General features: G+C 70.3%; 19 protein-coding genes. 17 read left to right on the top strand and 2 right to left on the bottom strand.

Translation table 11 applies throughout. The annotated features are described in order from the left end of the window. The first annotated feature begins 82 nt into the window (after positions 1-82). Entirely contained in the window at positions 83-2,911 is a 2,829-nt protein-coding gene (gene infB / locus ASD23_RS16495) for a translation initiation factor IF-2 (protein WP_056013926.1), read from the top strand. A 126-nt stretch (positions 2,912-3,037) separates the two neighbouring features. Further along, positions 3,038-3,526, top strand: coding sequence for a 30S ribosome-binding factor RbfA (rbfA, locus tag ASD23_RS16490; RefSeq protein ID WP_056013923.1), 489 nt, complete (start codon positions 3,038-3,040; stop codon positions 3,524-3,526). Here the strand turns inward: rbfA and ASD23_RS16485 are convergent, their stop codons facing one another. Next, on the bottom strand, positions 3,527-4,417 hold the full coding sequence (locus ASD23_RS16485; protein WP_056013920.1) for an A/G-specific adenine glycosylase: 891 nt from the start codon (positions 4,415-4,417) through the stop codon (positions 3,527-3,529). 47 nt (positions 4,418-4,464) lie between these two features. Here ASD23_RS16485 and ASD23_RS19020 point away from each other — a divergent pair, with 47 nt between their 5' ends. From ASD23_RS19020 to ASD23_RS19130, 3 genes are all read left to right on the top strand, one after another. After that, the gene (locus tag ASD23_RS19020) at positions 4,465-5,067 is read left to right on the top strand and encodes a hypothetical protein (RefSeq protein ID WP_056013917.1); all 603 of its coding nucleotides are present in this window, start codon (positions 4,465-4,467) and stop codon (positions 5,065-5,067) included. A 271-nt stretch (positions 5,068-5,338) separates the two neighbouring features. Beyond that, positions 5,339-7,687 carry an InlB B-repeat-containing protein gene (locus ASD23_RS19365; protein WP_235507791.1) on the top strand — a complete coding sequence of 783 codons (2,349 nt, stop codon included), beginning with the start codon at positions 5,339-5,341 and terminating at the stop codon, positions 7,685-7,687. A 355-nt stretch (positions 7,688-8,042) separates the two neighbouring features. Then, complete coding sequence (locus ASD23_RS19130; protein ID WP_200941746.1) at positions 8,043-9,161, top strand: hypothetical protein; 1,119 nt, start codon at positions 8,043-8,045, stop codon at positions 9,159-9,161. A gap of 79 nt (positions 9,162-9,240) precedes the next feature. Here the strand turns inward: ASD23_RS19130 and ASD23_RS16465 are convergent, their stop codons facing one another. Next, positions 9,241-10,236: a ketopantoate reductase family protein gene (locus tag ASD23_RS16465; RefSeq protein WP_056013914.1), complete on the bottom strand. Its 996-nt coding sequence runs from the start codon at positions 10,234-10,236 to the stop codon at positions 9,241-9,243. A 72-nt stretch (positions 10,237-10,308) separates the two neighbouring features. Between ASD23_RS16465 and truB the strand changes: the two genes are divergently transcribed. The 12 genes from truB (at position 10,309) to ASD23_RS16405 (ending at position 21,121) form a co-directional block, all read left to right on the top strand. Continuing rightward, the gene (gene truB / locus ASD23_RS16460) at positions 10,309-11,238 is read left to right on the top strand and encodes a tRNA pseudouridine(55) synthase TruB (RefSeq protein WP_056013911.1); all 930 of its coding nucleotides are present in this window, start codon (positions 10,309-10,311) and stop codon (positions 11,236-11,238) included. Then, complete coding sequence (locus ASD23_RS16455) at positions 11,235-11,603, top strand: hypothetical protein (protein ID WP_056013908.1); 369 nt, start codon at positions 11,235-11,237, stop codon at positions 11,601-11,603. The genes truB and ASD23_RS16455 overlap by 4 nt, the downstream gene beginning before the upstream one ends. Positions 11,604-11,629: 26 nt before the next feature. Then, positions 11,630-12,073 (top strand): hypothetical protein, encoded by a 444-nt coding sequence (locus ASD23_RS16450; protein WP_056013905.1) that lies wholly within the window; start codon positions 11,630-11,632, stop codon positions 12,071-12,073. Beyond that, the gene (locus ASD23_RS16445) at positions 12,070-13,002 is read left to right on the top strand and encodes a bifunctional riboflavin kinase/FAD synthetase (protein WP_056013901.1); all 933 of its coding nucleotides are present in this window, start codon (positions 12,070-12,072) and stop codon (positions 13,000-13,002) included. Before ASD23_RS16450 ends, ASD23_RS16445 begins: the two co-directional genes overlap by 4 nt. A 32-nt stretch (positions 13,003-13,034) precedes the next feature. After that, on the top strand, positions 13,035-14,249 hold the full coding sequence (locus tag ASD23_RS16440; protein WP_056013897.1) for an MFS transporter: 1,215 nt from the start codon (positions 13,035-13,037) through the stop codon (positions 14,247-14,249). A gap of 63 nt (positions 14,250-14,312) precedes the next feature. Beyond that, positions 14,313-14,732, top strand: coding sequence for a hypothetical protein (locus ASD23_RS16435; RefSeq protein ID WP_056013894.1), 420 nt, complete (start codon positions 14,313-14,315; stop codon positions 14,730-14,732). A 160-nt stretch (positions 14,733-14,892) separates the two neighbouring features. Next, the gene (locus ASD23_RS16430) at positions 14,893-15,837 is read left to right on the top strand and encodes a sugar-binding transcriptional regulator (RefSeq protein ID WP_056013891.1); all 945 of its coding nucleotides are present in this window, start codon (positions 14,893-14,895) and stop codon (positions 15,835-15,837) included. A gap of 42 nt (positions 15,838-15,879) precedes the next feature. Then, on the top strand, positions 15,880-16,887 hold the full coding sequence (gene deoC / locus ASD23_RS16425; protein ID WP_056013888.1) for a deoxyribose-phosphate aldolase: 1,008 nt from the start codon (positions 15,880-15,882) through the stop codon (positions 16,885-16,887). A 10-nt stretch (positions 16,888-16,897) separates the two neighbouring features. Beyond that, positions 16,898-18,484 (top strand): aldehyde dehydrogenase family protein, encoded by a 1,587-nt coding sequence (locus ASD23_RS16420; protein ID WP_082571610.1) that lies wholly within the window; start codon positions 16,898-16,900, stop codon positions 18,482-18,484. Beyond that, positions 18,481-19,341, top strand: a complete 861-nt coding sequence (locus ASD23_RS16415) for an aldehyde dehydrogenase family protein (RefSeq protein WP_056013884.1) — start codon at positions 18,481-18,483, stop codon at positions 19,339-19,341. Before ASD23_RS16420 ends, ASD23_RS16415 begins: the two co-directional genes overlap by 4 nt. 7 nt (positions 19,342-19,348) lie before the next feature. After that, positions 19,349-19,588 carry a hypothetical protein gene (locus tag ASD23_RS16410; protein ID WP_056013881.1) on the top strand — a complete coding sequence of 80 codons (240 nt, stop codon included), beginning with the start codon at positions 19,349-19,351 and terminating at the stop codon, positions 19,586-19,588. Positions 19,589-19,618: 30 nt separating this feature from the next. Then, entirely contained in the window at positions 19,619-21,121 is a 1,503-nt protein-coding gene (locus tag ASD23_RS16405) for an SDR family oxidoreductase (RefSeq protein ID WP_200941745.1), read from the top strand. Positions 21,122-21,189 lie beyond the last annotated feature (68 nt).

Raw genomic sequence — 21,189 nt, 5'->3', positions numbered from 1 at the left:
AACTAATGAGCGGCTCGAAATGAGTCCCGTCCGCCATTGATGGTCTGCCCCTGTCCGGGCGCAGGCCCGGAACAGGAGAGAAGTGGCTGCCAAACCACGCGTACACGAGATCGCAAGCGAACTCGGTGTCGACAGCAAGATCGCCCTTGAGAAGCTCAAGGAGATGGGCGAGTACGTCAAGGGACCCTCGTCGTCCATCGAACCCCCCGTCGCGCGTCGCCTGAAGGCGGCGCTCGAGGCCGCAGGCGCGGCCGCTTCCGCAGCCCCTGCCGCATCGGCACCTGCGAAGCCGGCAGCGGCAACCGCCGCGAAGCCCGGCGCCAAGCCCGGCCCGAAGCCGGCCCCGAAGGCTCCGGCCGCTCCCGAGGCTCCGGCCCCGGCTCCGGTCGAGGCGGCAGAGGCCCCCGTCGCCGAGGCGCCGCTCACGGTCGCCGAGCGCCAGGCCCAGGCCGAAGAGCGCGCAGCGCAGGCTGCAGCCGAGAAGTCGACGGATGCCCCGGCAGCCGCTTCGACCGCGGGTGACGGCGACGCCGTCAAGCCCGGTGGCGCCCCGAAGCCCGGTGCCGCTGCCGCGCCGCGTCCCGGCGCCCCCCGCCCCGCAGGCGGCGGCACGCCCCGACCCGGCAACAACCCCTTCTCGAGCTCGCAGGGCATGGGCTCGCGTCCCGCCCAGCCGCGCCCGGGCAACAACCCGTTCTCGAGCGCGCAGGGCATGGGCCAGCGCCCGAGCCCCGGCAACATCCCGCGCCCGCAGGCGCCGCGACCCGGTTCGCCGCGTCCCGGTGCTCCGCGTCCGGCCGGTGCAGGCGGTCGCCCCGGCGGCGGCTTCCAGCGCCCCGGCGGCGCAGGCGCCGGTGCAGGCGCCCGTCCCGGCGGTGCCGGCGGCGGCTTCCAGCGCCCCGGCGGCGCACCCGGCGGCGGCTTCGGCGGTCCGCGTCCCGCGGGTGGCGGCGGCCGTGGTCGCGGTCCCGGCGGCGGCACGGCAGGTGCCTTCGGTCGTGGTGGCGGCAAGAGCAAGTCGCGCAAGTCGAAGCGGACGAAGCGGGCCGAATTCGAGATGCGGGAGGCCCCGTCGCTCGGCGGCGTGAGCGTTCCCCGCGGCGACGGCAACACCGTCATCCGTCTGCGTCGCGGTTCGTCGATCTCCGACTTCGCCGACAAGATCGACGCGAACCCCGGTTCGCTCGTGACGGTGCTGTTCCACCTCGGTGAGATGGCCACGGCGACCGAGTCGCTCGACGAGGCCACCTTCCAGGTGCTCGGCGAAGAGCTCGGCTACAAGATCCAGGTCGTCTCGCCCGAAGACGAAGACCGCGAGCTCCTCGAGGGCTTCGACATCGACCTCGACCAGGAGCTCGAGGACGAGACTGACGAAGACCTCCAGCAGCGTCCTCCGGTCGTCACCGTCATGGGTCACGTCGACCACGGTAAGACGCGACTCCTCGACGCGATCCGCAACGCGAACGTCGTCGCAGGCGAGGCCGGCGGCATCACCCAGCACATCGGTGCGTACCAGGTGCACACCGAGCACGAGGGCATCGACCGCGCGATCACCTTCATCGACACCCCGGGTCACGAGGCGTTCACCGCCATGCGTGCACGTGGTGCGCAGGTGACCGACATCGCGATCCTCGTGGTCGCGGCCGACGACGGCATCATGCCGCAGACGGTCGAGGCGCTGAACCACGCACAGTCGGCGAACGTGCCGATCGTGGTCGCGGTGAACAAGATCGACAAGCCCGACGCCAACCCGGCGAAGGTGCGCCAGCAGCTCACCGAGTTCGGCCTCGTCGCCGAGGAGTACGGCGGAGACGTCATGTTCGTCGACGTCTCGGCCCGCGAGAACATCGGCATCCAGGACCTGCTCGACGCAGTGCTCCTGACCGCCGACGCCGGGCTTGACCTCCGCGCGAACCCGAACAAGGACGCCCGCGGTGTCGCCATCGAGGCGAAGCTCGACAAGGGCCGTGGTGCGGTCGCGACCGTGCTCATCCAGTCGGGAACGCTGCGCGTCGGCGACGCGATCGTCGCAGGTACGGCCTACGGCCGCGTTCGTGCGATGGTCGACGAGAACGGCGACGCCGTGGCCGAGGCCACCCCGTCGCGGCCCGTACAGGTGCAGGGCCTCTCGAGCGTCCCGCGCGCCGGCGACACCTTCCTCGTCACCGAGGAGGACCGCACCGCGCGTCAGATCGCCGAGAAGCGAGAGGCCGCAGAGCGCAACGCCCAGCTGGCCAAGGCGCGCAAGCGCATCTCGCTCGAGGACTTCACCCGTGCGCTCGAAGAGGGCAAGGTCGAGTCGCTCAACCTCATCATCAAGGGTGACGTGTCGGGTGCCGTCGAGGCACTCGAGGAGTCGCTCATGAAGATCGAGGTCGACGACAGCGTGCAGCTGCGCATCCTCCACCGCGGCGTCGGTGCCATCACCGAGAGCGACGTGAACCTCGCGACGATCGACAACGCGATCATCGTGGGCTTCAACGTGCGTCCCGACACGAAGGCGCGCGAGCGCGCCGCTCGCGAGGGCGTCGACATCCGCTTCTACTCGGTGATCTACAACGCCATCGACGAGATCGAGGACTCGCTCAAGGGCATGCTCAAGCCCGAGTACGAAGAGGTCCAGTCGGGCGTCGCCGAGATCCGCGAGGTGTTCCGCTCCTCGAAGTTCGGAAACATCGCCGGTGTCATCGTGCGGTCGGGAACGATCACGCGAAACGCCAAGGCTCGTGTCATCCGCGATGGCGTCGTCGTCGGCGACAACCTCGCGATCGAGTCGCTGCGTCGTTTCAAGGACGACGTCACCGAGGTCCGCACGGACTTCGAGGCGGGCATCGGCCTCGGCAAGTTCAACGACATCCAGGTCGGCGACGAGATCGAGACCATCGAGATGCGGGAGAAGCCCCGGGCGTAGATCGTGTGCAGGGGTCCCCGTTCTTCACTCCGGTGAAGAGCGGGGACCCCTACCCCGATTCACCGGAGTGAAGAATCAGGAACCCCAAGGGTGCAAGGCCCCGGGGGAGAAGAAGGGCTGAGGGACATGGCGGATCCGGCACGGGCCAGGAAGATGGCCGATCGCATCAAGGAGATCGTGGCCAAGCGGCTCGACAAGGGCCTGCGCGACCCGAGACTCGGGTTCGTCACGATCACCGACGTCCGCGTCACGGGCGACCTGCAGCACGCGAGCATCTTCTACACGGTGTACGGCACCGACGAGGAGCGCGAAGACTCGGCCAAGGCCCTCAAGGCCGCGACCGGGATGCTCCGCAGCGAGGTCGGACGCAACATCACGGCGCGGCTCACCCCGTCGCTCGAGTTCATCGCCGACGCGATCCCCGAGAACGCCGAGCACATCAGCGCACTCCTCCGCGAGGCGCAGACGCGCGACGCCGAGACGGCGTCGCTCGCCGCGACGGCCGAGTACGCCGGCGAGGCCGACCCGTACGTGAAGCCCCGCGAGTTCGACGAGGACGGCGAAGAGATCCTCGACGGCGACGACAGCGTCGACGAATCGGATGCCGCGCGCTGATCAGCCCTCGGGCAGCCGGTAGCCGTCGTCGTCACGAACGGCGAGTCCGTCGGCGACGAGCGTCATGAGCGCACGGTCGAGCTGTGCGACGTCGGCCCAGACGGGCTCGAACTCGGCTCGTCCGACGGGGCGGTGCGCCGCCCTGAGCTCGCGCATGACGAGTCCGCGCACCTGGCGGTCGGAGCCCTCGAAGCGCGCCTGCACGGCCTTCCTCGGGCCCGTGTAGGCGGGGTAGCCGGCGTCGCGCCAGGCGCAGGAGCCGGCGATCGGGCAGGCACCGCATTCAGGCGCCCGCGCCGTGCAGACCGTGGCACCGAGCTCCATGGCGCCCGCGTTGAACCGGCGGGCTTCATCGTCGTCGCGGGGGAGCAGCTCCGCCATCGCGGCGAGGTCCTGCTTCGTCGACGGCGGGCCCGGCTCGGCCTGCCCCGAGACCGCGCGAGCGATGACCCGTCGCGTGTTGGTGTCGACGACCGGGACCCGCAGCCCGAAGGCGAACGCCGCGATCGCGCGCGCCGTGTACGGTCCGACGCCCTGCAGGGCGAGCAGTGCCTCGAGGTCGGCGGGCACCTCGCCGCCGTGCCGCTCGACGATCTCGACCGCCGCGCGATGGAGCCACAGCGCACGTCGCGGATACCCCAGCCGGTCCCACGCGCGCACCGCCTCCGACGGCGGCTCCGCCGCGAGGGCTGCGGGTGTCGGCCAGCGCTCGATCCACGCCTCCCACCGTGGCACGACCCTCGCGACCTGCGTCTGCTGCAGCATGAACTCGCTCACGAGCACGGCCCACGGGGAGACGTCGGCGGCGCGCCACGGCAGCGGCCGCGCGGCATCCGCGAACCAGGCGACGACCGCAGGCGCGATCGCGTCAGGGGTCGGCGTTCGGGGCATCCGTCCAGCCTACGGCGATGCGGATGTCCCGGAGCTAGGCTCATCGCATGAGGCTCGTCACCACGCCCCGGGTCACCTTCCTGCGCTCGATCGCCGACGAGGTGCTGCAGCACCACGGCCGCGGGCGCATGATCGTCGCGATCGACGGACCGCTGCGAAGCGGCAAGACCGAGCTCGCCGACGATCTCGCCGAGGTGCTCGCGGAACGCGACCACGCGGTGTTCCGCGCGAGCATGGAGGGCTTCCACCGTTCGCGGGAGGCGCAGGCGGTCTTCGGCGACGACACCCCGGATCGGTACTACCGGTACGGATTCGACGAGTCGGCACTGCGCCGCGTGCTCGTCGAGCCGTTCCGACTCGGCGGCTCGACCGCCTTCGTCACCCGGGTCTTCGATCCGACGCGGGACGCATGGGTGGAACCGAAGTGGATCACGGGGCCCGAGGACGCGATCCTCGTGCTCGACGGTCGATTCGTGCTCCGCCCGCGGCTCGCCGGCCTCTGGGACGTGCGCATCGCGCTCGACGGCGACCCCTTGGATCCTGCCGACCGGATCGCCTACGCCGAGAGCGACCCTCGTCTGGAGGCATCAGTGGTGATCGACAACAGCGACCCGGAGCATCCGCGTCGGCGCTTCTTCGACAGCTGCTGACCGGCCGCAGGGCCGTCGCAGCCCGGTTTGTCCCCCATTCGGGAGGAATTTCGTACCCCGATCGAGGAAAAGGGTGACGTGTCCCCGTTTCTGAGGACATAATGGGGGACACAGCCAAGCCCCCCGGCTACGCGAACCCGAAATCACCACCCGAACCACCCGACGTCAGTCGACGAGCGCACCGCGCCCGTCGGCGTCGCTGTGCGCCCCGAGCGCCGCCGTCACCTCGGATTCGACGACCCTGCCGGGCCGACCGATGGAGACACCCCGAATGAGCAAGCCCGGCGCCGCTCTGGCGCACGCCGACGGCGATGCCCGCACTCGTGTGCGATGGTCGTCACGACGCCCGTTCCGCCGCATCGCGGCCATCCTCACCTCACTCGCGCTCGGCGCGGGAATCGCCGTCGTCGGCGTCGCAGCGCCCGCGAGCGCGCACACCGGCGACCTCAAGGCCAATGCCGTCTGCAACACCGAGACCGGCATGTACGACGTGACGTACACGTTGACCCTCTCGAACGTGCCGAGCGGCAAGACCGGCACGACGATGTGGCGCGTCGGCACCACCAAGTTCGACGGGACGCCGAAGAGCGCGAAGGGCATGGACCGCGGGCCGATCTCGACGACCGGCAACAAGACCATCACGCTCGGTACCGAGCAGCTGGCCGGCGACACGAAGAGCTTCGGCCCCTGGGTCTACGCGTACACGACGTGGAACGGGGCGACCAAGGGATCCGACGGGCAGCTCAAGCAGCAGCTCGCGGGCGACTGCGGTGACGAGACGCCCGTGAAGAAGATCGAGTTCTGCCACGCGACCGGCAGTGCCTCCAACCCGTACGTGCGCATCGAGACGGCCGTCGAAGCCTTCTACAACGCGGGCCACATCGACCACAAGGGCGACATCTGGCCGGCATTCTCGTACAAGAAGCACGGCAAGGTCATCTCGGTGCCGGCACAGGGCGATCAGAGCCTGCTCGAGTACGAGGACTGCGTCAAGCCCGTCGTCAAGATCCCGGTCGAGGGCGCACCGACGTTCTCCGACACCTGCGGACCAGACAACGAGAAACTGACCGTGCCTGAAGACACGGCGAGGATCGACTGGAACTCATCGGAGTCGGACGGCGTCATCACGGTGACGGCGACGGCGAAGCCGGGCTACGAGTTCAAGAAGGGCGAGAAGACGACGTGGACGTTCACGATCGACGACAAGCCCTGCGTCGTGCAGGTCGTCGGCGCTCCCGCGTTCTCCGACAAGTGCGGTGCCGACAACGAGAAGTTGACGGTTCCCGAGGACACGGCGACGATCGACTGGAACTCGACCGAGGTCGATGGAGTCATCACGGTCACTGCGACGGCGAAGCCGGGCAACGTCTTCCCCGAGGGTGCGACGAAGGCATGGACCTTCACGATCGACGACAAGCCGTGCGTGATCGAGCTGGTCGGCGCCCCCGACTTCAGTGACAAGTGCGGTGTTGACAACGAGAAGTTGACGGTTCCCGAGGACACGGCGACGATCGACTGGAACTCGACCGAGGTCGATGGCGTCATCACGGTCACTGCGACGGCGAAGCCGGGCAACGTCTTCCCCGAGGGTGCGACGAAGGCATGGACCTTCACGATCAACGACGCACCGTGCATCGTCGACGTCGTCGGCGAGCCGACGTTCAGCGACAAGTGCGGTGCTGACAACGAGAAGCTGACCGTCCCCGAAGACACGGACACGATCGACTGGAACTCCTCGGAGGAGAACGGCACGATCACGGTCACCGCGACCGCCAAGGCCGGCTCCGCATTCCCGGTCGGTGCCAAGGACGAGTGGACCTTCGTGGTGAACGACGCTCCTTGTGCGATCGAGCTCGTGGGTGCGCCGGAATTCTCCGACAAGTGCGGTCCCGACAACGAGAAGCTGACGGTTCCGTCGGACACCGACACCATCGACTGGGCCTCGGCCGACGCGAACGGGGTCTGGACGGTGACCGCCACGGCGAAGCCCGGATACGCGTTCGAGGAGGGGGGCCCGGTCACCTGGGCGTTCCCGTACAGTGACAAGCCCTGCATTGCGCCGACGCTCACTGGTTCGTTCGCGACCGGCGTCTGCGAGGCGGACTCGCCGTGGATCACCTTCGATGTCGAGATGACGGACCCCGACAGCCAGTCGACCGGCAACACGGCCTCGCTCGTGATGACCGACGGCACCAACACCGAGACGATCGTGCTGGGCGACCTCGAGAACGGCAGCCTGTCGGGCAAGGTGCTCTGGCCCGGTGCGTCCGTCGATGCCGATGGCAAGGCCAACGGATGGCCCGGCTGGGCGCTCGTCGGCGACAAGTGGATCGAGGTCGACGACAACTTCGCCTGGACTCGCGGTGACATCACGGCACAGCTCGTGGTCAACCCCGAGCTCGACGTGAAGATCTCGTACCCGCCGGCCACGCCGAACTGTGCCATCGGACCGAAGGTCACGCCTCCGGGCGGCGAGGGCGGTACTCCCGCCGCGTCGAACGGTACGGGCCTCGCCAGCACCGGTTTCGCCGGAACGACGATCGCGATCGTCGCCGGCATCATCGTGATCGCCGGTGTCGCGTTCCTCGTGGTGGCTCGAATCCGCCGCAAGCGGGCATAGCATTCGCTGAAGCACGACTGAGGGGGCCCGGTTCGCCGGGTCCCCTCGGTGCTGATACCCCAGTTCGGGGGTGAATCACCATCTCCGGGGCCGCAACGGCGAGCCTGTCCCCTTTTCGGACGACATACTTGACGACATTGCACCGCCCCCGGCAGCAGTGATACCCGAAACCCGAAACACCCGAGCTGATCGACGCTGCACCACGCGGCGATCTGGCCGCGCACGTCCGAACACGACCACGGCATATACCCGTGTGCCGGTCGCATCGGACTCGCACGGCACGTCGCGCTTCGGCGCGCAGTCGACGCTCCTGGTATCGCAGGCCCACGCCGGCCGACCCCAGGAGATTCATTCGATGAGGAACACCCGCGCACTCCGCGTCGCGGCGACGATGGTCGGCGCGCTCGCGCTGACCCTCGCCGTCGGCGCATTGCCCGCCCAGGCCGCTCAGCCCGATTTCATCTGCGAACCGCTCGATTCCGGCAAGATCGACACGACCGGCAGCCCCGCGACGGTCACCGTCACGGCGCCCGCGGGACAGTTGATCGACGGCTATTGCGTCAAGGCCGGCACCACGAAGTACTTCGTGCCTGTCGTGCCCCCGCAGGCGACGGTCGTCATCGATCACCCCGACAAGGACTCCGTCAGCCACTACTCGTACAGCTATTTCACGCCGACGACGCCCGACCCCGAGAAGCTCGCCATTCCGGGCGACCCTGCCTGGGCGGACAAGTGCGGCACCGACGCCGACGGCTTCACCCTGCCGTCGGACACCGATGACATCGACTGGTCGACGACCGGACTCGTCGGCGGTCTCGAGCGGCTGACGGCGACGGTGAAGGGCACCAAGACCTTCACCGACGGCGCGACCACGAAGACCTTCGAGCACGTCTTCACCGATGAGGACTGCGACCCCACGACGGAGACGGCGACGCTCGACGGTTCCGTGGCGACGGGTGTCTGCGAGGCGGACTCCCCGTGGATCCACTACAACGTGAAGCTGACCGACCCCGAGGGCACGGTGACGAACCGATCGGTCTCCCTCGTCATGACCGACGGCACGAACACCGAGACGATCGTGCTGGGTGACCTCAAGTCCGACGGCACGCTCGAAGGCAAGAAGCTGTGGCCCGGTGCCTCTGTCGACGCCGACGGCAAGGCCAACGGATGGCCGGGCTGGGCGCTCGTCGACGGCAAGTGGGTCGAGACCGACGGCAACTTCGCCTGGACCCGCGGTATCACGGAGGCGAAGCTCGTCGTGAACCCCGAGACCGCGGTGACGATCTCGTACCCGGAGGCGACTCCCGTATGCGCCACCGGCCCGGAAGCAACGCCCCCGGGTGGCGGCAACGGCAGCACGGCCCTCGCCGAGACCGGCTTCGCCGGCACATCGATCGCGATCGTCGCGGGCATCATCGTGATCGCCGGTGCCGCGTTCCTCGTGGTGGCTCGCATCCGCCGCCGGCGCGCATAGCGTTCGCCGAGAATGACTGAGGGGGCCCGGTTCGCCGGGCCCCCTTCGTCGTCGCCCGGGCCGGTACGCTCGTCGTCGCTCAGGCCGGCACGTCGGCGAGCACGCGCTCGACCGGCAGCGACGAGCCGCGTTTCTCGACCTCGTGCACGAGCGCGGTGAGCGCCCGGTTCACGGGCGCGTCGAGGCCGACGGCCGAGGCCTGGCGCACGACCGCGCCGTTCAGGAAGTCGATCTCGGTCGGCTGCCCGCGCCGCAGGCTCTGCTGCGTCGATCCGAGGTTCGGCACGCCGCCCATGCGCACGCGCATCGACCACGGCAGCATTTGTCCGATCGCGAGCGGCAGTCGTGCGAAGAACCGCAGACGCCGGTCGCCGAGCCCCTGCAGCGAGCCGAAGTGCACGCCCTGGGCGACGGCGATGCGCACGGTCTCCCGCATCGATGCCGTCACGACGCGGCGCAGGCGTCGGTCGTCGACGACGTCCTGCACGCTGCGGCCGACGATCGCGGGCACGGCGTTCAGCATGTTGACGACGAGCTTCGTCCACTGCGCGCCTCGGAAACCGGGGATCGCGACGACCGGAACCGCCGCGGAGAGCACGGCGGCGACGCGCGTGCACTCGGCGTCGGCCGGGCCGTCGCCGCGTCCGAGGTAGCTCGTCGCCGGCGTCGTGACACGCACGACACCGGGCTCCGTGTAGTTGGCGGCGATGATCGAGAGCAGGCCCATGCAGGAGGCGCGGGGGAGGAGCCGTTCAGCGGTCCTGACGCCGTCGAGGCCGTTCTGCACGACGACGACGGGCACGTCGCCGATGAGCTCGGCGTTGTCGGCGATGGCGGATGCCGCGTCCTGCGCCTTCGTGCAGACGAGCACGAGTTCGGGGGCCATCGTGAGCCGCTCGCCGGCGGTCACGCGGGCATGCACCTCCCCGTAGGCGCCGCTGAGGGCGATGCCCGACTCGCGGATCGCCGCGAGCCCTGCGCCGCGTGCCGTGACCTCCACGTCGTGGCCCGCCTTGGAGAGCAGTGCCGCGAACGTGCCGCCGAGCGCGCCTGCGCCGATGATGCCGATCCTCACCGCTCCAGCGTAGGCGTGCCCGCGCGGGCCGGTCGCGCGGGCGGGCCGCGTGCGGCTGTTAGCCTGTACGGCGTGAACAGCGGCATCCTCCTCGTCGACAAGCCGCAGGGAATCACGAGCCACGACGTGGTCTCGCGCATGCGCCGCCTCGCCGGCACGCGCAAGATCGGCCACGCAGGGACCCTCGACCCGATGGCCACTGGCCTCCTCGTCCTGGGCGTGAACGGCGCCACCCGCCTCCTGCACTACCTCGTCGGCCTCGACAAGGAATACCTCGCCACCATCCGCCTCGGGTGGAACACGACGACCGATGACGCCGAGGGCGACGCGCTCGCCGCCGCCTCCGCCGACGTCGTCGCCGCGGTCGCCGAAGACGACGTGCGGGCCGCGATCGTGCCGCTCACGGGAGCCATCGAGCAAGTGCCGAGCGCGGTCAGCGCCATCAAGGTCGCCGGCAAGCGCGCGTACCAGCGCGTGCGCGACGGCGAGACCGTCGAACTGGCGTCCCGCAAGGTCACCGTCTCGGCGTTCGAGATCCTCGCGTTCCGGGCCGGCGACGGCCACCTCGACGTCGACGTCCGCGTCGAGTGCTCGTCGGGCACGTACATCCGCGCCCTCGCGCGGGACCTCGGCGCCGCGCTCGGCACGGGCGGACACCTCACCGCGCTCCGGCGTACGCGCATCGGTCGCTTCGGCGTCGACGAGGCCGGCGAGCTCGAGGGATTCGACGTCGCGAGCGCCATCATGAGCCCAGCGGATGCCGCGCGGCGGGCCCTGCCCACCGTGACGCTCACGGCCCAGCAGGCCGTCGACCTCGGCCACGGCAAGCGGGTCGACGTCGACGCGGTGGCCGGCCTCGAGGCATCCGACGCCCCGGTGCCCGCGGTGCTCGCTGCCATCGACCCTCGCGACCACCTGGTCGCGATCGTCGAACCCCGCGGACGGCAGCTGAAGGTCGTCACCGGATTCCCGCCCGCAGAGCCGCAGGGCGGCGAAGCATGATCGAGTGGTTCACCTGGGTGCAGCTCGCCGTCGCGGTCGCGGCCGGCCTGCTCTGCATCGCGATGGGGCTCGCCGGTCGGGTGCCGGGCGATCTGACGATCGGTGCACTCGCCCTCGTCGAGGTCCTCCTCCTCGTGCAGGTCGTCGTCGCGTTCATCGCGCCGGCGCTCGGCAACGAGCCGACGGGCAGCGTGCTCGAGTTCGGCACCTACCTCGTCGGCGCCCTCATCCTTCCGCCCGCGGCCGCCTTCTGGGCGCTGCTCGAACGCAACCGCTGGTCGACGGTCATCCTCGGCGTCGCCGCGCTGTCGGTGGGCGTCATGGTCTACCGAATGTTCCAGATCTGGACCGTGCAGCAGGCGTGAGCGCCCGTCTGAGAGAATCGATCGACATGAGTGACGTGCGCAGTGCCGAACCCGAGGCACGAGAAGGCCGACGGATGAGCGGCATCGGGCGAGTGCTCGTGGCCGTGTACGGGGTGCTCGCGCTCGCGGCGACGGGGCGCTCGTTCGTGCAGATCGCATCGAAGTTCGACGAGGCGCCGCTCGCGTACACGCTCTCGGCGCTCGCCGCGGTCGTCTACATCGTCGCGACCATCGCGTTGATCCGACCCGGGGCGGGTTGGTACCGCGTCGCCTGGGCGACGATCGTGTTCGAGTTCACCGGCGTCATCGTCATCGGCACGCTGAGCATCGTCTTCCCCGAACTCTTCCCGCACGACACTGTGTGGTCGCGATTCGGTGCCGGCTACCTGTTCATCCCCCTCGTGCTGCCCGTGCTCGGAATGTGGTGGCTCGCACGTCATCGCCCGACTTCGAAAGCGGATGCCTCGTGAAGACCTTCAAGGGACTCGGCGCCGTGCCCACGGGTCTCGGCCCGTCCGTCGTGACGATCGGCAAGTTCGACGGCGTGCACCAGGGCCACCGAGCGGTCATCGCCCGCGCCCGCGGCATCGCCGAGCAACGCGAGCTCGCGACGATCGTCGTCACCTTCGACCGCAACCCGCTCGCCCTGCTGGCACCCGACAAGTGCCCCGACTCGCTCGTGAGCGTGCGCCAGAAGCTCGAGCTGCTCGCCACGACGGGCGTCGACGCCACGCTGCTGCTGCCGTTCGACCGCGCGCTCGCCTCGGTGCCGGCCACCGAATTCGTCGAGCGCGTGCTGGTCGACGCGCTCGACGCCAAGGCCGTGCTCGTCGGCGCCGACTTCCGCTACGGAGCCCGGGGCGCGGGAGACGTGCCGCTGCTGATCGAGCTCGGTGCGAAGTTCGGGTTCACGGTCGAAGTCATCGACGACGTGCGGCCCGAGGGGGAGCGGCGCGTCTCCTCCACGTGGATCCGCGAGCTCCTCGCCGAGGGCGACGTGCGACGGGCGACCGAACTGCTCGGCCACACGCCGACGGTGTCGGGCATCGTCGTGCACGGGGCTGCCCGCGGACGCGAGCTCGGGTATCCGACGGCGAACCTGTCGCCCGAGTCCGAGGGACTCATCCCGTCGGACGGCGTGTACGCGGGCTGGCTGACCGACGCCGGAACGCGGTATCCGGCCGCGATCTCGGTCGGCGACAACCCGACGTTCCAGGGTGTCGCGAAGAAGCAGGTCGAGGCCTACGTGCTCGATCGGGAGCTCGACCTCTACGACCACGTCGTCGACGTCGAGTTCGTCGAGCGCATCCGCGGCATGGTCGCGTTCACGAGCATCGAGGCGCTCGTCGACACCATCCGCGACGACGTCGAGCGCTCACGGGTCATCCTCGGCGCCTGAGCGCGAAGCGCCCCGCCTCTAGACTCGAGGGAATGACCTCGCTCGCGCCCCGACCGCTCTGGGCGGGTCGAACCCTCGCCCTCGTGGGCATCGTGCTCGTGGCGTTCAACCTCCGCACCGCGGTGGCGTCGCTCTCGCCGATCCTCCACCAGCTCGAGGTCGAGCTGCCGCTCGCGCCGGTGGTCGTCGGCTTCCTCGGCATGCTGCCGCCGCTCTGCTACGCGCTCTTCGGCATCCTGACTCCGATGGTCGCGAAGCGACTCGGGCTCGAGCTGACGCTCATCATCGCGCTCGTGGCGCTCTCGATCGGGCTCGCCGGTCGCGGGCTGGCGGGTTCGGCGCTCTGGCTCGTGGCGGCGTCGGCGGCGACGTTCGCGGCGATCGGCGTCGGCAACGTGCTGCTCCCGCCGCTCGTGAAGCGGTACTTCCCCGATCGCATCGGCCTCGTCACGACGATCTACGTGACGGCGATGTCGATCAGCACATTCATGCCGCCGCTCATCGCCGTGCCGGTGGCGGAGGCCGCGGGCTGGCGGGTCTCCCTCGGCGAGTGGGCGTTCGTCGCGGCGATCTCGCTCGTGCCGTGGATCGCCGTGCTCGTGCATCCGAAGGCTCGCGCGATCGAGGCGCTGCCCGAGGAGGCCGATCCGGGCCTGCTCCGGTACGCAGTGCGCTCGCCGCTGGCCTGGTCGCTCATGATCGTCTTCGCCGTCTCGGGCTTCAACGCCTACGCGATATTCGCCTGGCTGCCGACGATCCTGCAGGACATCGCGGGCGTCTCGCCCGGTGAGGCAGGGGTGCTGCTCTCGCTGTACGCCGCCATGGGCCTGCCCGCCGGGCTGCTCGTGCCGCTCCTCGCCGCCCGCTACGGCAAGGTGGGGCTGCTCGTGGTCGTCTCGGTCGTGACGCTCGTGGTCGGGTACCTCGGCCTACTGCTCGTTCCGGGCACGCTGACGTGGCTGTGGGTCGCGCTGGCCGGCACCGGGCCGCTGCTCTTCCCCCTCGCCCTCGTGCTCATCAACCTGCGCACGCGAACCCATGCGGGTTCCGTCGCCCTCTCGGGCTTCGTGCAGTCCGGCGGCTACCTGATCGTCGCCATCGGGCCGCTCGTCGTCGGGCTCCTGCACGAGGCGACGGGCGGGTGGACCTGGCCGATCGTCTTCCTGCTCGCCTCCGCCGTGCCTGCGGCCATCGCCGGTGCGGTCGTCGCTCGCCCCGGCTACCTCGAGGACGAGCACACCGCCTGAGCGGCGGGCCTCCTCGGCTGCACCATTGCCGCGGTCGCGGTGCGGTCGTAGTATCCGGGTGCCATGGACACCTTCCTGCAACTCGCCGAGGTCGCCGCCGCACCGAAGGCACCGAACCTCTGGGGTGCGCTCGGCTGCGCATTGGCCTACAGCGGCGCGCTGTTCGCGACGATCGACTCGTTCGCCGACATCCTGCTCGCCGACGGTGACGGCCCGGGCGGCCGATTCTCGCCGGCGCTGAAGCTCAAGAGCGGGTCGAAGCTCGCCGCAGCCGGCATCACGGTCGTCTCGGCGGGCATCGTGCTCGGGCTCGACGCGAACTGGTTCGCGCTCGGCGCCCTCTCGATCGCCTTCCTGGTGCTCGTCGGCATCAGTGCCCTCGTGCTCGTGCGGCATCGCGGACGGGCGACGGCGTCCGCGAACGCGGTGGCGGCAGCGACGGCCGCGCGCGTGCAGGGGGAGCCGCCGCTGCTCGGCGGCTGAGGCCCGGATCGGACACCGTTCCGGCACCGTCGCGAGGTGCTCGCCTCGGTGTCGCTCGGGCGCGCGCGACATCCGCTCGTCTGCTCATATGAGCACGATCGCCTGCGAGTGTTGCTGATGCGCATCCACGTGCCTACGCTGGAGGGGAACGAGGAGGCGCATGGACGAGATCGACGAACTGCTCTCGATCAGGGCGGCTGAGCTCTACTACGAAGAGAACAAGACCCAAGACGAGATCGGGCAGGCGCTGCGCCTCACCCGGTGGAAGGTCGGGCGTCTCCTCGCACAGGCGAAGCAGCGCGGGTTCATCCGCATCGAGATCCTGCATCCGCGGGCCAGGCGCCTGCCGATCGAGCGGCGCCTCCGCGACGAGCGCGGGCTCGCCGACGCGATCGTCGTGTCGACGGCCGGGGTCACCTCGCCCGAAGAGCTCCAGGCTCGCACCGCCCAGGCGGCGGCCGACTACCTGACTGCGCTGCGGCCGGTGCCGCGCACCCTCGGCGTGAGCTGGGGCCGCACGCTCTTCGAGATCTCGCAGCACCTCCGTCAGGGCTGGGCGACGGGCGTCAACGTCGTGCAGATCAACGGCGGCGTGAGCCTCAACCGCCGGCCGGGCACCGCAGCGGCCACCGCGGTCGGCATCGCCCAGAAGGGCGGCGGCAGTGCCACGCTGCTGCCGAGTCCCGCGATCCTCGAGCGGCTCGAGACGAAAGAGGCGATCGAGTCCGACCGCGTCGTCGCCGGCGTCATCGAACTCGCCCGCTCGGCCGACGCGTACCTGTTCAGTGCCGGCGCCGCCGATCACTCCTCGGTGCACGTCGAGAGCGGGTACCTCTCGGCGCCCGACGTCGACCTGCTCGTGCAGAAAGGCGCCGTCGGCGACGTCGTGGGCCGCTACATCGACTCCGACGGCAACATCGTCGACCCGGCGCTCGACGCGCGCACCGTGGGCCTCACGCTCGACGAACTGCGCAAGGCGCACCTCGCGATCGCCGTGATCTCGGGGCCGGGCAAGCTCGCCGTCGCCGACGCGGTCGTGCGCAGCAGTCTCTGCTCGGTGCTCGTCACCGACGAGGCCACCGCCCTCCACCTCCTCGACGGCTGACGCCGTCCCATCGCACCTCTCACGAAAGCCAGGTCACCTCTCATGTCAGGCACCTCCCTCGTCTCAGCCCGCGAGCGGGCCATCGCCGTGCTCGGCGGCGAGCCCGACGATGCGACCCTGCGGCGCTACCTGCACGGCATCGCGGGCGTCGACGCCGTCGGCCTCGAGCAGCGCGCTGCCGGGCTCGGCACGCGTTCGATCAAGACGAGCTCCAAGAAGTGGGCGCTCGACCGCATCATCGAGCTCATCGACCTCACGACGCTCGAAGGCGCCGACACTCCCGGCAAGGTGCGCTCCCTCGTCGCGAAGGCGGTCAACCCCGACCCGTCGGATGCCTCGACGCCTCGCGTCGCAGCCGTCTGCGTCTACGGCGACATGGTGCCATTCGCGGTCGACGCCCTCGGCGCCGCGCACGGCGACCCCGACGACGGCCTCATCTCCGTCGCCGCGGTGGCGACGGCCTTCCCGAGCGGCCGCGCCTCGCTCGACATCAAGCTCGCCGACACGGCCGAGGCCGTCGCAGCGGGTGCCGACGAGATCGACATGGTCATCGACCGCGGGGCGTTCCTCGCCGGTCGCTACGGCCTCGTCTTCGACCAGATCGCCGCGGTGAAGGCGGCGTGCGCCCGTCCAGACGGCACGAGCGCGAGCCTCAAGGTGATCCTCGAGACCGGCGAGCTCGTGACCTACGACAACGTGCGCCGCGCGTCGTGGCTCTCGATCCTCGCGGGCGGCGACTTCATCAAGACCTCGACCGGCAAGGTGGCCCCCGCGGCGACGCTGCCGGTCACGCTCCTCATGCTCGAGGTCGTGCGCGACTGGCACCTCGCGACGGGCCAGCGCATCGGGGTCAAGCCCGCCGGCGGCATCCGCTCGTCGAAGGACGCCATCAAGTACCTCGTGACGGTCGCGGAGACCGTCGGCGAAGACTGGCTGCAGCCGCACCTCTTCCGCTTCGGAGCCTCGAGCCTCCTGAACGACGTGCTGCTGCAGCGGCAGAAGATCGCGACCGGGCACTACTCCGGCGCCGACTACGTGACGATCGACTGAGACGGACAACATGAGCTTCCTCGACTACGCACCCGCACCCGAGTCGCGCGCGATCCTCTCGCTCCGCGACAGCTACGGCCTCTTCATCGACGGCGAGTTCGTCGACGGCCGCGGCGAACCGTTCCAGACCATCAGCCCGGCGACCGAAGAGCGCATCGCGATGATCGCGAACGCGAACCCCGCCGACGTCGACGCTGCGGTGGCCGCCGCCCGTCGCGCCTACGACCGCACCTGGTCGAAGATGAGCGGGCGCGACCGCGGCAAGTACCTCTTCCGCATCGCCCGCCTCGTGCAGGAGCGCGCCCGCGAGCTCGCCGTCGCCGAGTCCCTCGACAACGGCAAGCCGATCAAGGAGTCGCGCGACGTCGACGTGCCCCTCGTGGCAGCGTGGTTCTTCTACTACGCGGGCTGGGCCGACAAGCTCGATCACGCCGGCCTCGGCGCGAACCCGCGCTCCCTCGGCGTCGCCGCGCAGGTGATCCCGTGGAACTTCCCGCTGCTCATGCTCGCGTGGAAGATCGCCCCGGCACTCGCCGCCGGCAACACCGTCGTGCTGAAGCCCGCCGAGACCACGCCGCTGACGGCGCTCATCTTCGCCGAGATCCTGCAGCAGGCCGAGCTTCCGGCCGGCGTCGTGAACATCATCACGGGCGCGGGCGACACCGGTGCTGCCCTCGTCTCGCACGAGGGCGTCGACAAGGTCGCGTTCACCGGATCGACCGGCGTCGGCCGGGCGATCGCCAAGCAGGTCGCCGGCACCGACAAGAAGGTCACCCTCGAGCTCGGCGGCAAGGCCGCGAACATCGTCTTCGACGACGCGCCCATCGACCAGGCCGTCGAGGGCATCGTCAACGGCATCTTCTTCAACCAGGGGCACGTCTGCTGCGCCGGCTCGCGCCTCCTCGTGCAGGAGAACATCCACGACGAGGTCGTCGAGCGGTTGAAGCTGCGCCTGTCGACGCTCCGCCTCGGCGACCCGCTCGACAAGAACACCGACATCGGAGCCATCAACTCGAAGGAGCAGCTCGAGCGCATCCGCACGCTCTCCGACATCGGCGAGGCCGAGGGCGCCGAGCGCTGGACCGCGCCCTGCGAGATCCCCGAGAACGGCTTCTGGTTCGCGCCGACGATCTTCACGGGCGTGCAGACCTCGAGCCGCATCGCCCGCGACGAGATCTTCGGCCCGGTGCTCTCGGTCCTGACCTTCCGCACCCCGGCCGAGGCCATCGCCAAGGCGAACAACACCCCCTACGGCCTCTCGGCCGGCATCTGGACCGACAAGGGCAGCCGCATCCTGGCGGTCGCCGACCAGCTGCGCGCCGGCGTGATCTGGGCGAACACCTTCAACCGGTTCGACCCCGCGTCGCCGTTCGGCGGCTACAAGGAGTCGGGCTACGGCCGCGAGGGCGGCCGTCACGGCCTCGGCGCGTACCTCGCACCCGCCCCGATCGGGCAGTCGTCGACGAGCCACGCGGCGATCAGTGGCCGCGCATCCACCGCGGCCGTCGAAGCGGATGCCTCGGCGCCCGCGAAGCGCTCGCGGACCGCGAAGCCCGCCCGAACGCTCAAGAACGCGACGAAGGGATCGAAGCGATGAGCCGCCTCGCCGTGCCGAAGACGTACAAGCTCTACATCGGCGGAGCGTTCCCGCGCAGCGAGTCGGGCCGCACCTACGAGGTGCTCGCCGCCGACGGCTCGTTCCTCGCCAACGCCGCGCTGGCCTCCCGGAAAGACGCCCGCGACGCGGTCGTCGCCGCACGGGCCGCTGTCTCGGGCTGGTCGGGCGCCACGGCGTACAACCGCGGACAGGTGCTCTACCGCATCGCCGAACTCCTCGAGGGGCGCCGGGCGCAGTTCGTCGCCGAGATCGAGGAGGCCGAGGGGGTCACGCGCGCCGTGGCATCCGCTCAGGTCGACGAGGCGATCGACCGCTGGGTCTGGTACGCCGGGTGGGCCGACAAGTTCGCCCAGGTCGCCGGCAACGCGAACCCCGTCGCCGGACCGTACTTCAACATCTCGGTGCCGGAGCCGACCGGCGTCGTGGCGATCGTCGTGCCGCAAGACAGCTCGCTCCTCGGCTTCGTGTCCGCGGTCGCGCCGGCGCTCGTGGCGGGCAACGCCGTCGTGGCGGTCGCGAGCGAGCGCTTCCCGCTGTCGGCGATCAGCCTCGCCGAGGTGCTCGCGACGAGCGACGTGCCGAAGGGCGTCGTCAACGTGCTGACGGGCTCGCCCGCCGAGATCGCGCCGTGGCTCGCGAGCCATGCCGACGTCAACGCGCTCGATCTGGTCGGCGCGGGCGCGCTCGACTGGATCTCGCTCGAGGTCGACGCGGCCGACACGCTGAAGCGCGTGCTGCGACCGGAGTCGGGCCCGGATGCCGCGGCGCCCGCGCTCGGCCGCATCGCCGCGTTCACCGAGACGAAGACGGTCTGGCACACGAAGAGCCTGCGATAGGAGCACCATGTCCGGACGCAACGGCGCGTCAGACGAGCGGGGTCGCCTCGCGACCGACCCCTTCGAGTACCGCATCACGAAGCAGGGCGGCGTGACCGTGTTCCGTGGCGGCCAACCGGTGATGACCGTCGGCGGGCGCGAGGCGGCCAGGCTCGTGGCCGGCCTGCAGCGCGCCGACGATTCACAGGTGCAGCACCTTCTCGCGCGCGCGAGCGGCAACTATCGTCGAGGCAACGAACGCTCGTAGGTTCGTTCGTCGTTCGACGATCGTTGGGGGTTGCGTGTGCATGTGCTCGTCACCGGGGCGACCGGATACATCGGCGGACGACTCGTGCCCAGGCTCCTCGCCGCGGGGCACGAGGTCCGCGTGCTCGCCCGCCGGCCCGAACGCCTGCGCGACGTGCCGTGGCGTGGCGAGGTCGAGGTCGTCGAAGGCGACCTCCTCGATCCGGGCTCCGTCGATGCCGCGGTGGAGAGCGTCGACGTCGTCTACTACCTCGTGCACTCCATGGGCGGCCAGGGGGACTTCGAGGCGACCGAACGCCGCATCGCCGAGAACGTCGCGAGCGCAGCGCGGCGCAATGGGGTGTCACGGCTCGTGTACCTCGGTGGACTGCACCCCGAGGGCGAGCGGCTCTCGCGCCACCTGCGTTCCCGCGCGCAGGTCGGCGAGGTGCTGATCGCCTCCGGCGTGCCGACGATCGTGTTGCAGGCCGGGGTGATCATCGGTTCCGGCTCGACCTCGTTCGAGATGATCCGCCACCTCACCGAGGTGCTCCCGTACATGCCGGCGCCCCGTTGGGTGCGCAGCTTCATCCAGCCCATCGCAGTGCGCGACGTGCTCACCTACCTGGTCGCTGCGGCGGAGGCGCCGCTCGAGGCGAGCCGTGCCTTCGACATCGGCGGCCCAGACATCCTCCGCTACGGGCAGCTCATGAACGGCTACGCGGTCGAAGCCGGGTTGCCGCAACGACCGATCGCCGCCCTGCCCGTGCTGACGCCGTGGCTCGCCGGGCAATGGGTCAACCTCGTGACCCCGATCCCGCGTCGCATCGCCGTGCCGATCATCGAGTCGCTCCAGTTCGACTGCGTGATGCGCGATCATGACATCGACCAGGTGATTCCACCGCCTCCCGAGGGGCTGCTGCCCTACCGGGTCGCGGTGCGGCTGGCACTCGAGCGCGAGCGGGCAGGCGAGGTCGAGACGAGCTGGCGCAATGCCGAGGTGGCCGGGGCGCCGAGCGATCCGCTGCCGAGCGATCCCGACTGGGCGGGGCACACGGTCTACCTCGACGAGCGCGAGCGACGGACCCCGGCTCCCGTGCGCGAGCTCTGGCGCGTCATCGAGGGCGTGGGCGGCGAGAACGGCTGGTACTCGTTCCCGCTCGCCTGGGCGGTGCGGGGGTGGGTCGACAAGCTCACCGGCGGCGTCGGCCTTCGCCGGGGGCGGCGCGATCCCGACACGCTCCACGTCGGCGACGCCGTCGACTTCTGGCGCGTCGAGGCGATCGACCGCGGGAGCTTCCTCCGTCTCCGTGCCGAGATGCGCGTGCCGGGACGGGCGTGGTTGGAGCTCGAGGCGCGGTCGGCGCCGGACGGCGGTGCCGAGTACCGCCAGCGTGCGGTGTTCTTCCCGAAGGGTCTCTCGGGGCGCCTCTACTGGTGGGCGATCTTCCCGTTCCACGGCATCATCTTCGCGGGCATGGCCAATCGCATCACCGCAGAGGCCGAGGCGGAGACCGAGGCGGCGCGCGTCGCCCATCGCGTCGACGAGGACTGAGCTGTCGCCGGGTGCTCGTGGAGCGTGGTCCGCGTCGCCGGTTGCGGCGGGCATGACATGGCGTAGCC

Source organism: Agromyces sp. Root1464, assembly GCF_001427265.1.
GTDB lineage: Bacteria > Actinomycetota > Actinomycetes > Actinomycetales > Microbacteriaceae > Agromyces > Agromyces fucosus.
The sequence above is the reverse complement of the archived record's forward strand: the minus strand, read 5'-3'. Positions and strand labels throughout refer to the sequence as shown.

What these genes read in the sequence shown, in the direction of transcription:
- rbfA (WP_056013923.1), top strand. Translation starts at nt 3,038, where the DNA reads ATGGCGGATCCGGCACGGGCCAGGAAGATGGCCGATCGCATCAAGGAG.
- ASD23_RS16485 (WP_056013920.1), bottom strand. Translation starts at nt 4,417, where the DNA reads ATGCCCCGAACGCCGACCCCTGACGCGATCGCGCCTGCGGTCGTCGCC.
- ASD23_RS19020 (WP_056013917.1), top strand. Translation starts at nt 4,465, where the DNA reads ATGAGGCTCGTCACCACGCCCCGGGTCACCTTCCTGCGCTCGATCGCC.
- ASD23_RS19365 (WP_235507791.1), top strand. Translation starts at nt 5,339, where the DNA reads ATGAGCAAGCCCGGCGCCGCTCTGGCGCACGCCGACGGCGATGCCCGC.
- ASD23_RS19130 (WP_200941746.1), top strand. Translation starts at nt 8,043, where the DNA reads ATGAGGAACACCCGCGCACTCCGCGTCGCGGCGACGATGGTCGGCGCG.
- ASD23_RS16455 (WP_056013908.1), top strand. Translation starts at nt 11,235, where the DNA reads ATGATCGAGTGGTTCACCTGGGTGCAGCTCGCCGTCGCGGTCGCGGCC.
- ASD23_RS16450 (WP_056013905.1), top strand. Translation starts at nt 11,630, where the DNA reads ATGAGTGACGTGCGCAGTGCCGAACCCGAGGCACGAGAAGGCCGACGG.
- ASD23_RS16440 (WP_056013897.1), top strand. Translation starts at nt 13,035, where the DNA reads ATGACCTCGCTCGCGCCCCGACCGCTCTGGGCGGGTCGAACCCTCGCC.
- ASD23_RS16435 (WP_056013894.1), top strand. Translation starts at nt 14,313, where the DNA reads ATGGACACCTTCCTGCAACTCGCCGAGGTCGCCGCCGCACCGAAGGCA.
- ASD23_RS16430 (WP_056013891.1), top strand. Translation starts at nt 14,893, where the DNA reads ATGGACGAGATCGACGAACTGCTCTCGATCAGGGCGGCTGAGCTCTAC.
- deoC (WP_056013888.1), top strand. Translation starts at nt 15,880, where the DNA reads ATGTCAGGCACCTCCCTCGTCTCAGCCCGCGAGCGGGCCATCGCCGTG.
- ASD23_RS16420 (WP_082571610.1), top strand. Translation starts at nt 16,898, where the DNA reads ATGAGCTTCCTCGACTACGCACCCGCACCCGAGTCGCGCGCGATCCTC.
- ASD23_RS16415 (WP_056013884.1), top strand. Translation starts at nt 18,481, where the DNA reads ATGAGCCGCCTCGCCGTGCCGAAGACGTACAAGCTCTACATCGGCGGA.
- ASD23_RS16410 (WP_056013881.1), top strand. Translation starts at nt 19,349, where the DNA reads ATGTCCGGACGCAACGGCGCGTCAGACGAGCGGGGTCGCCTCGCGACC.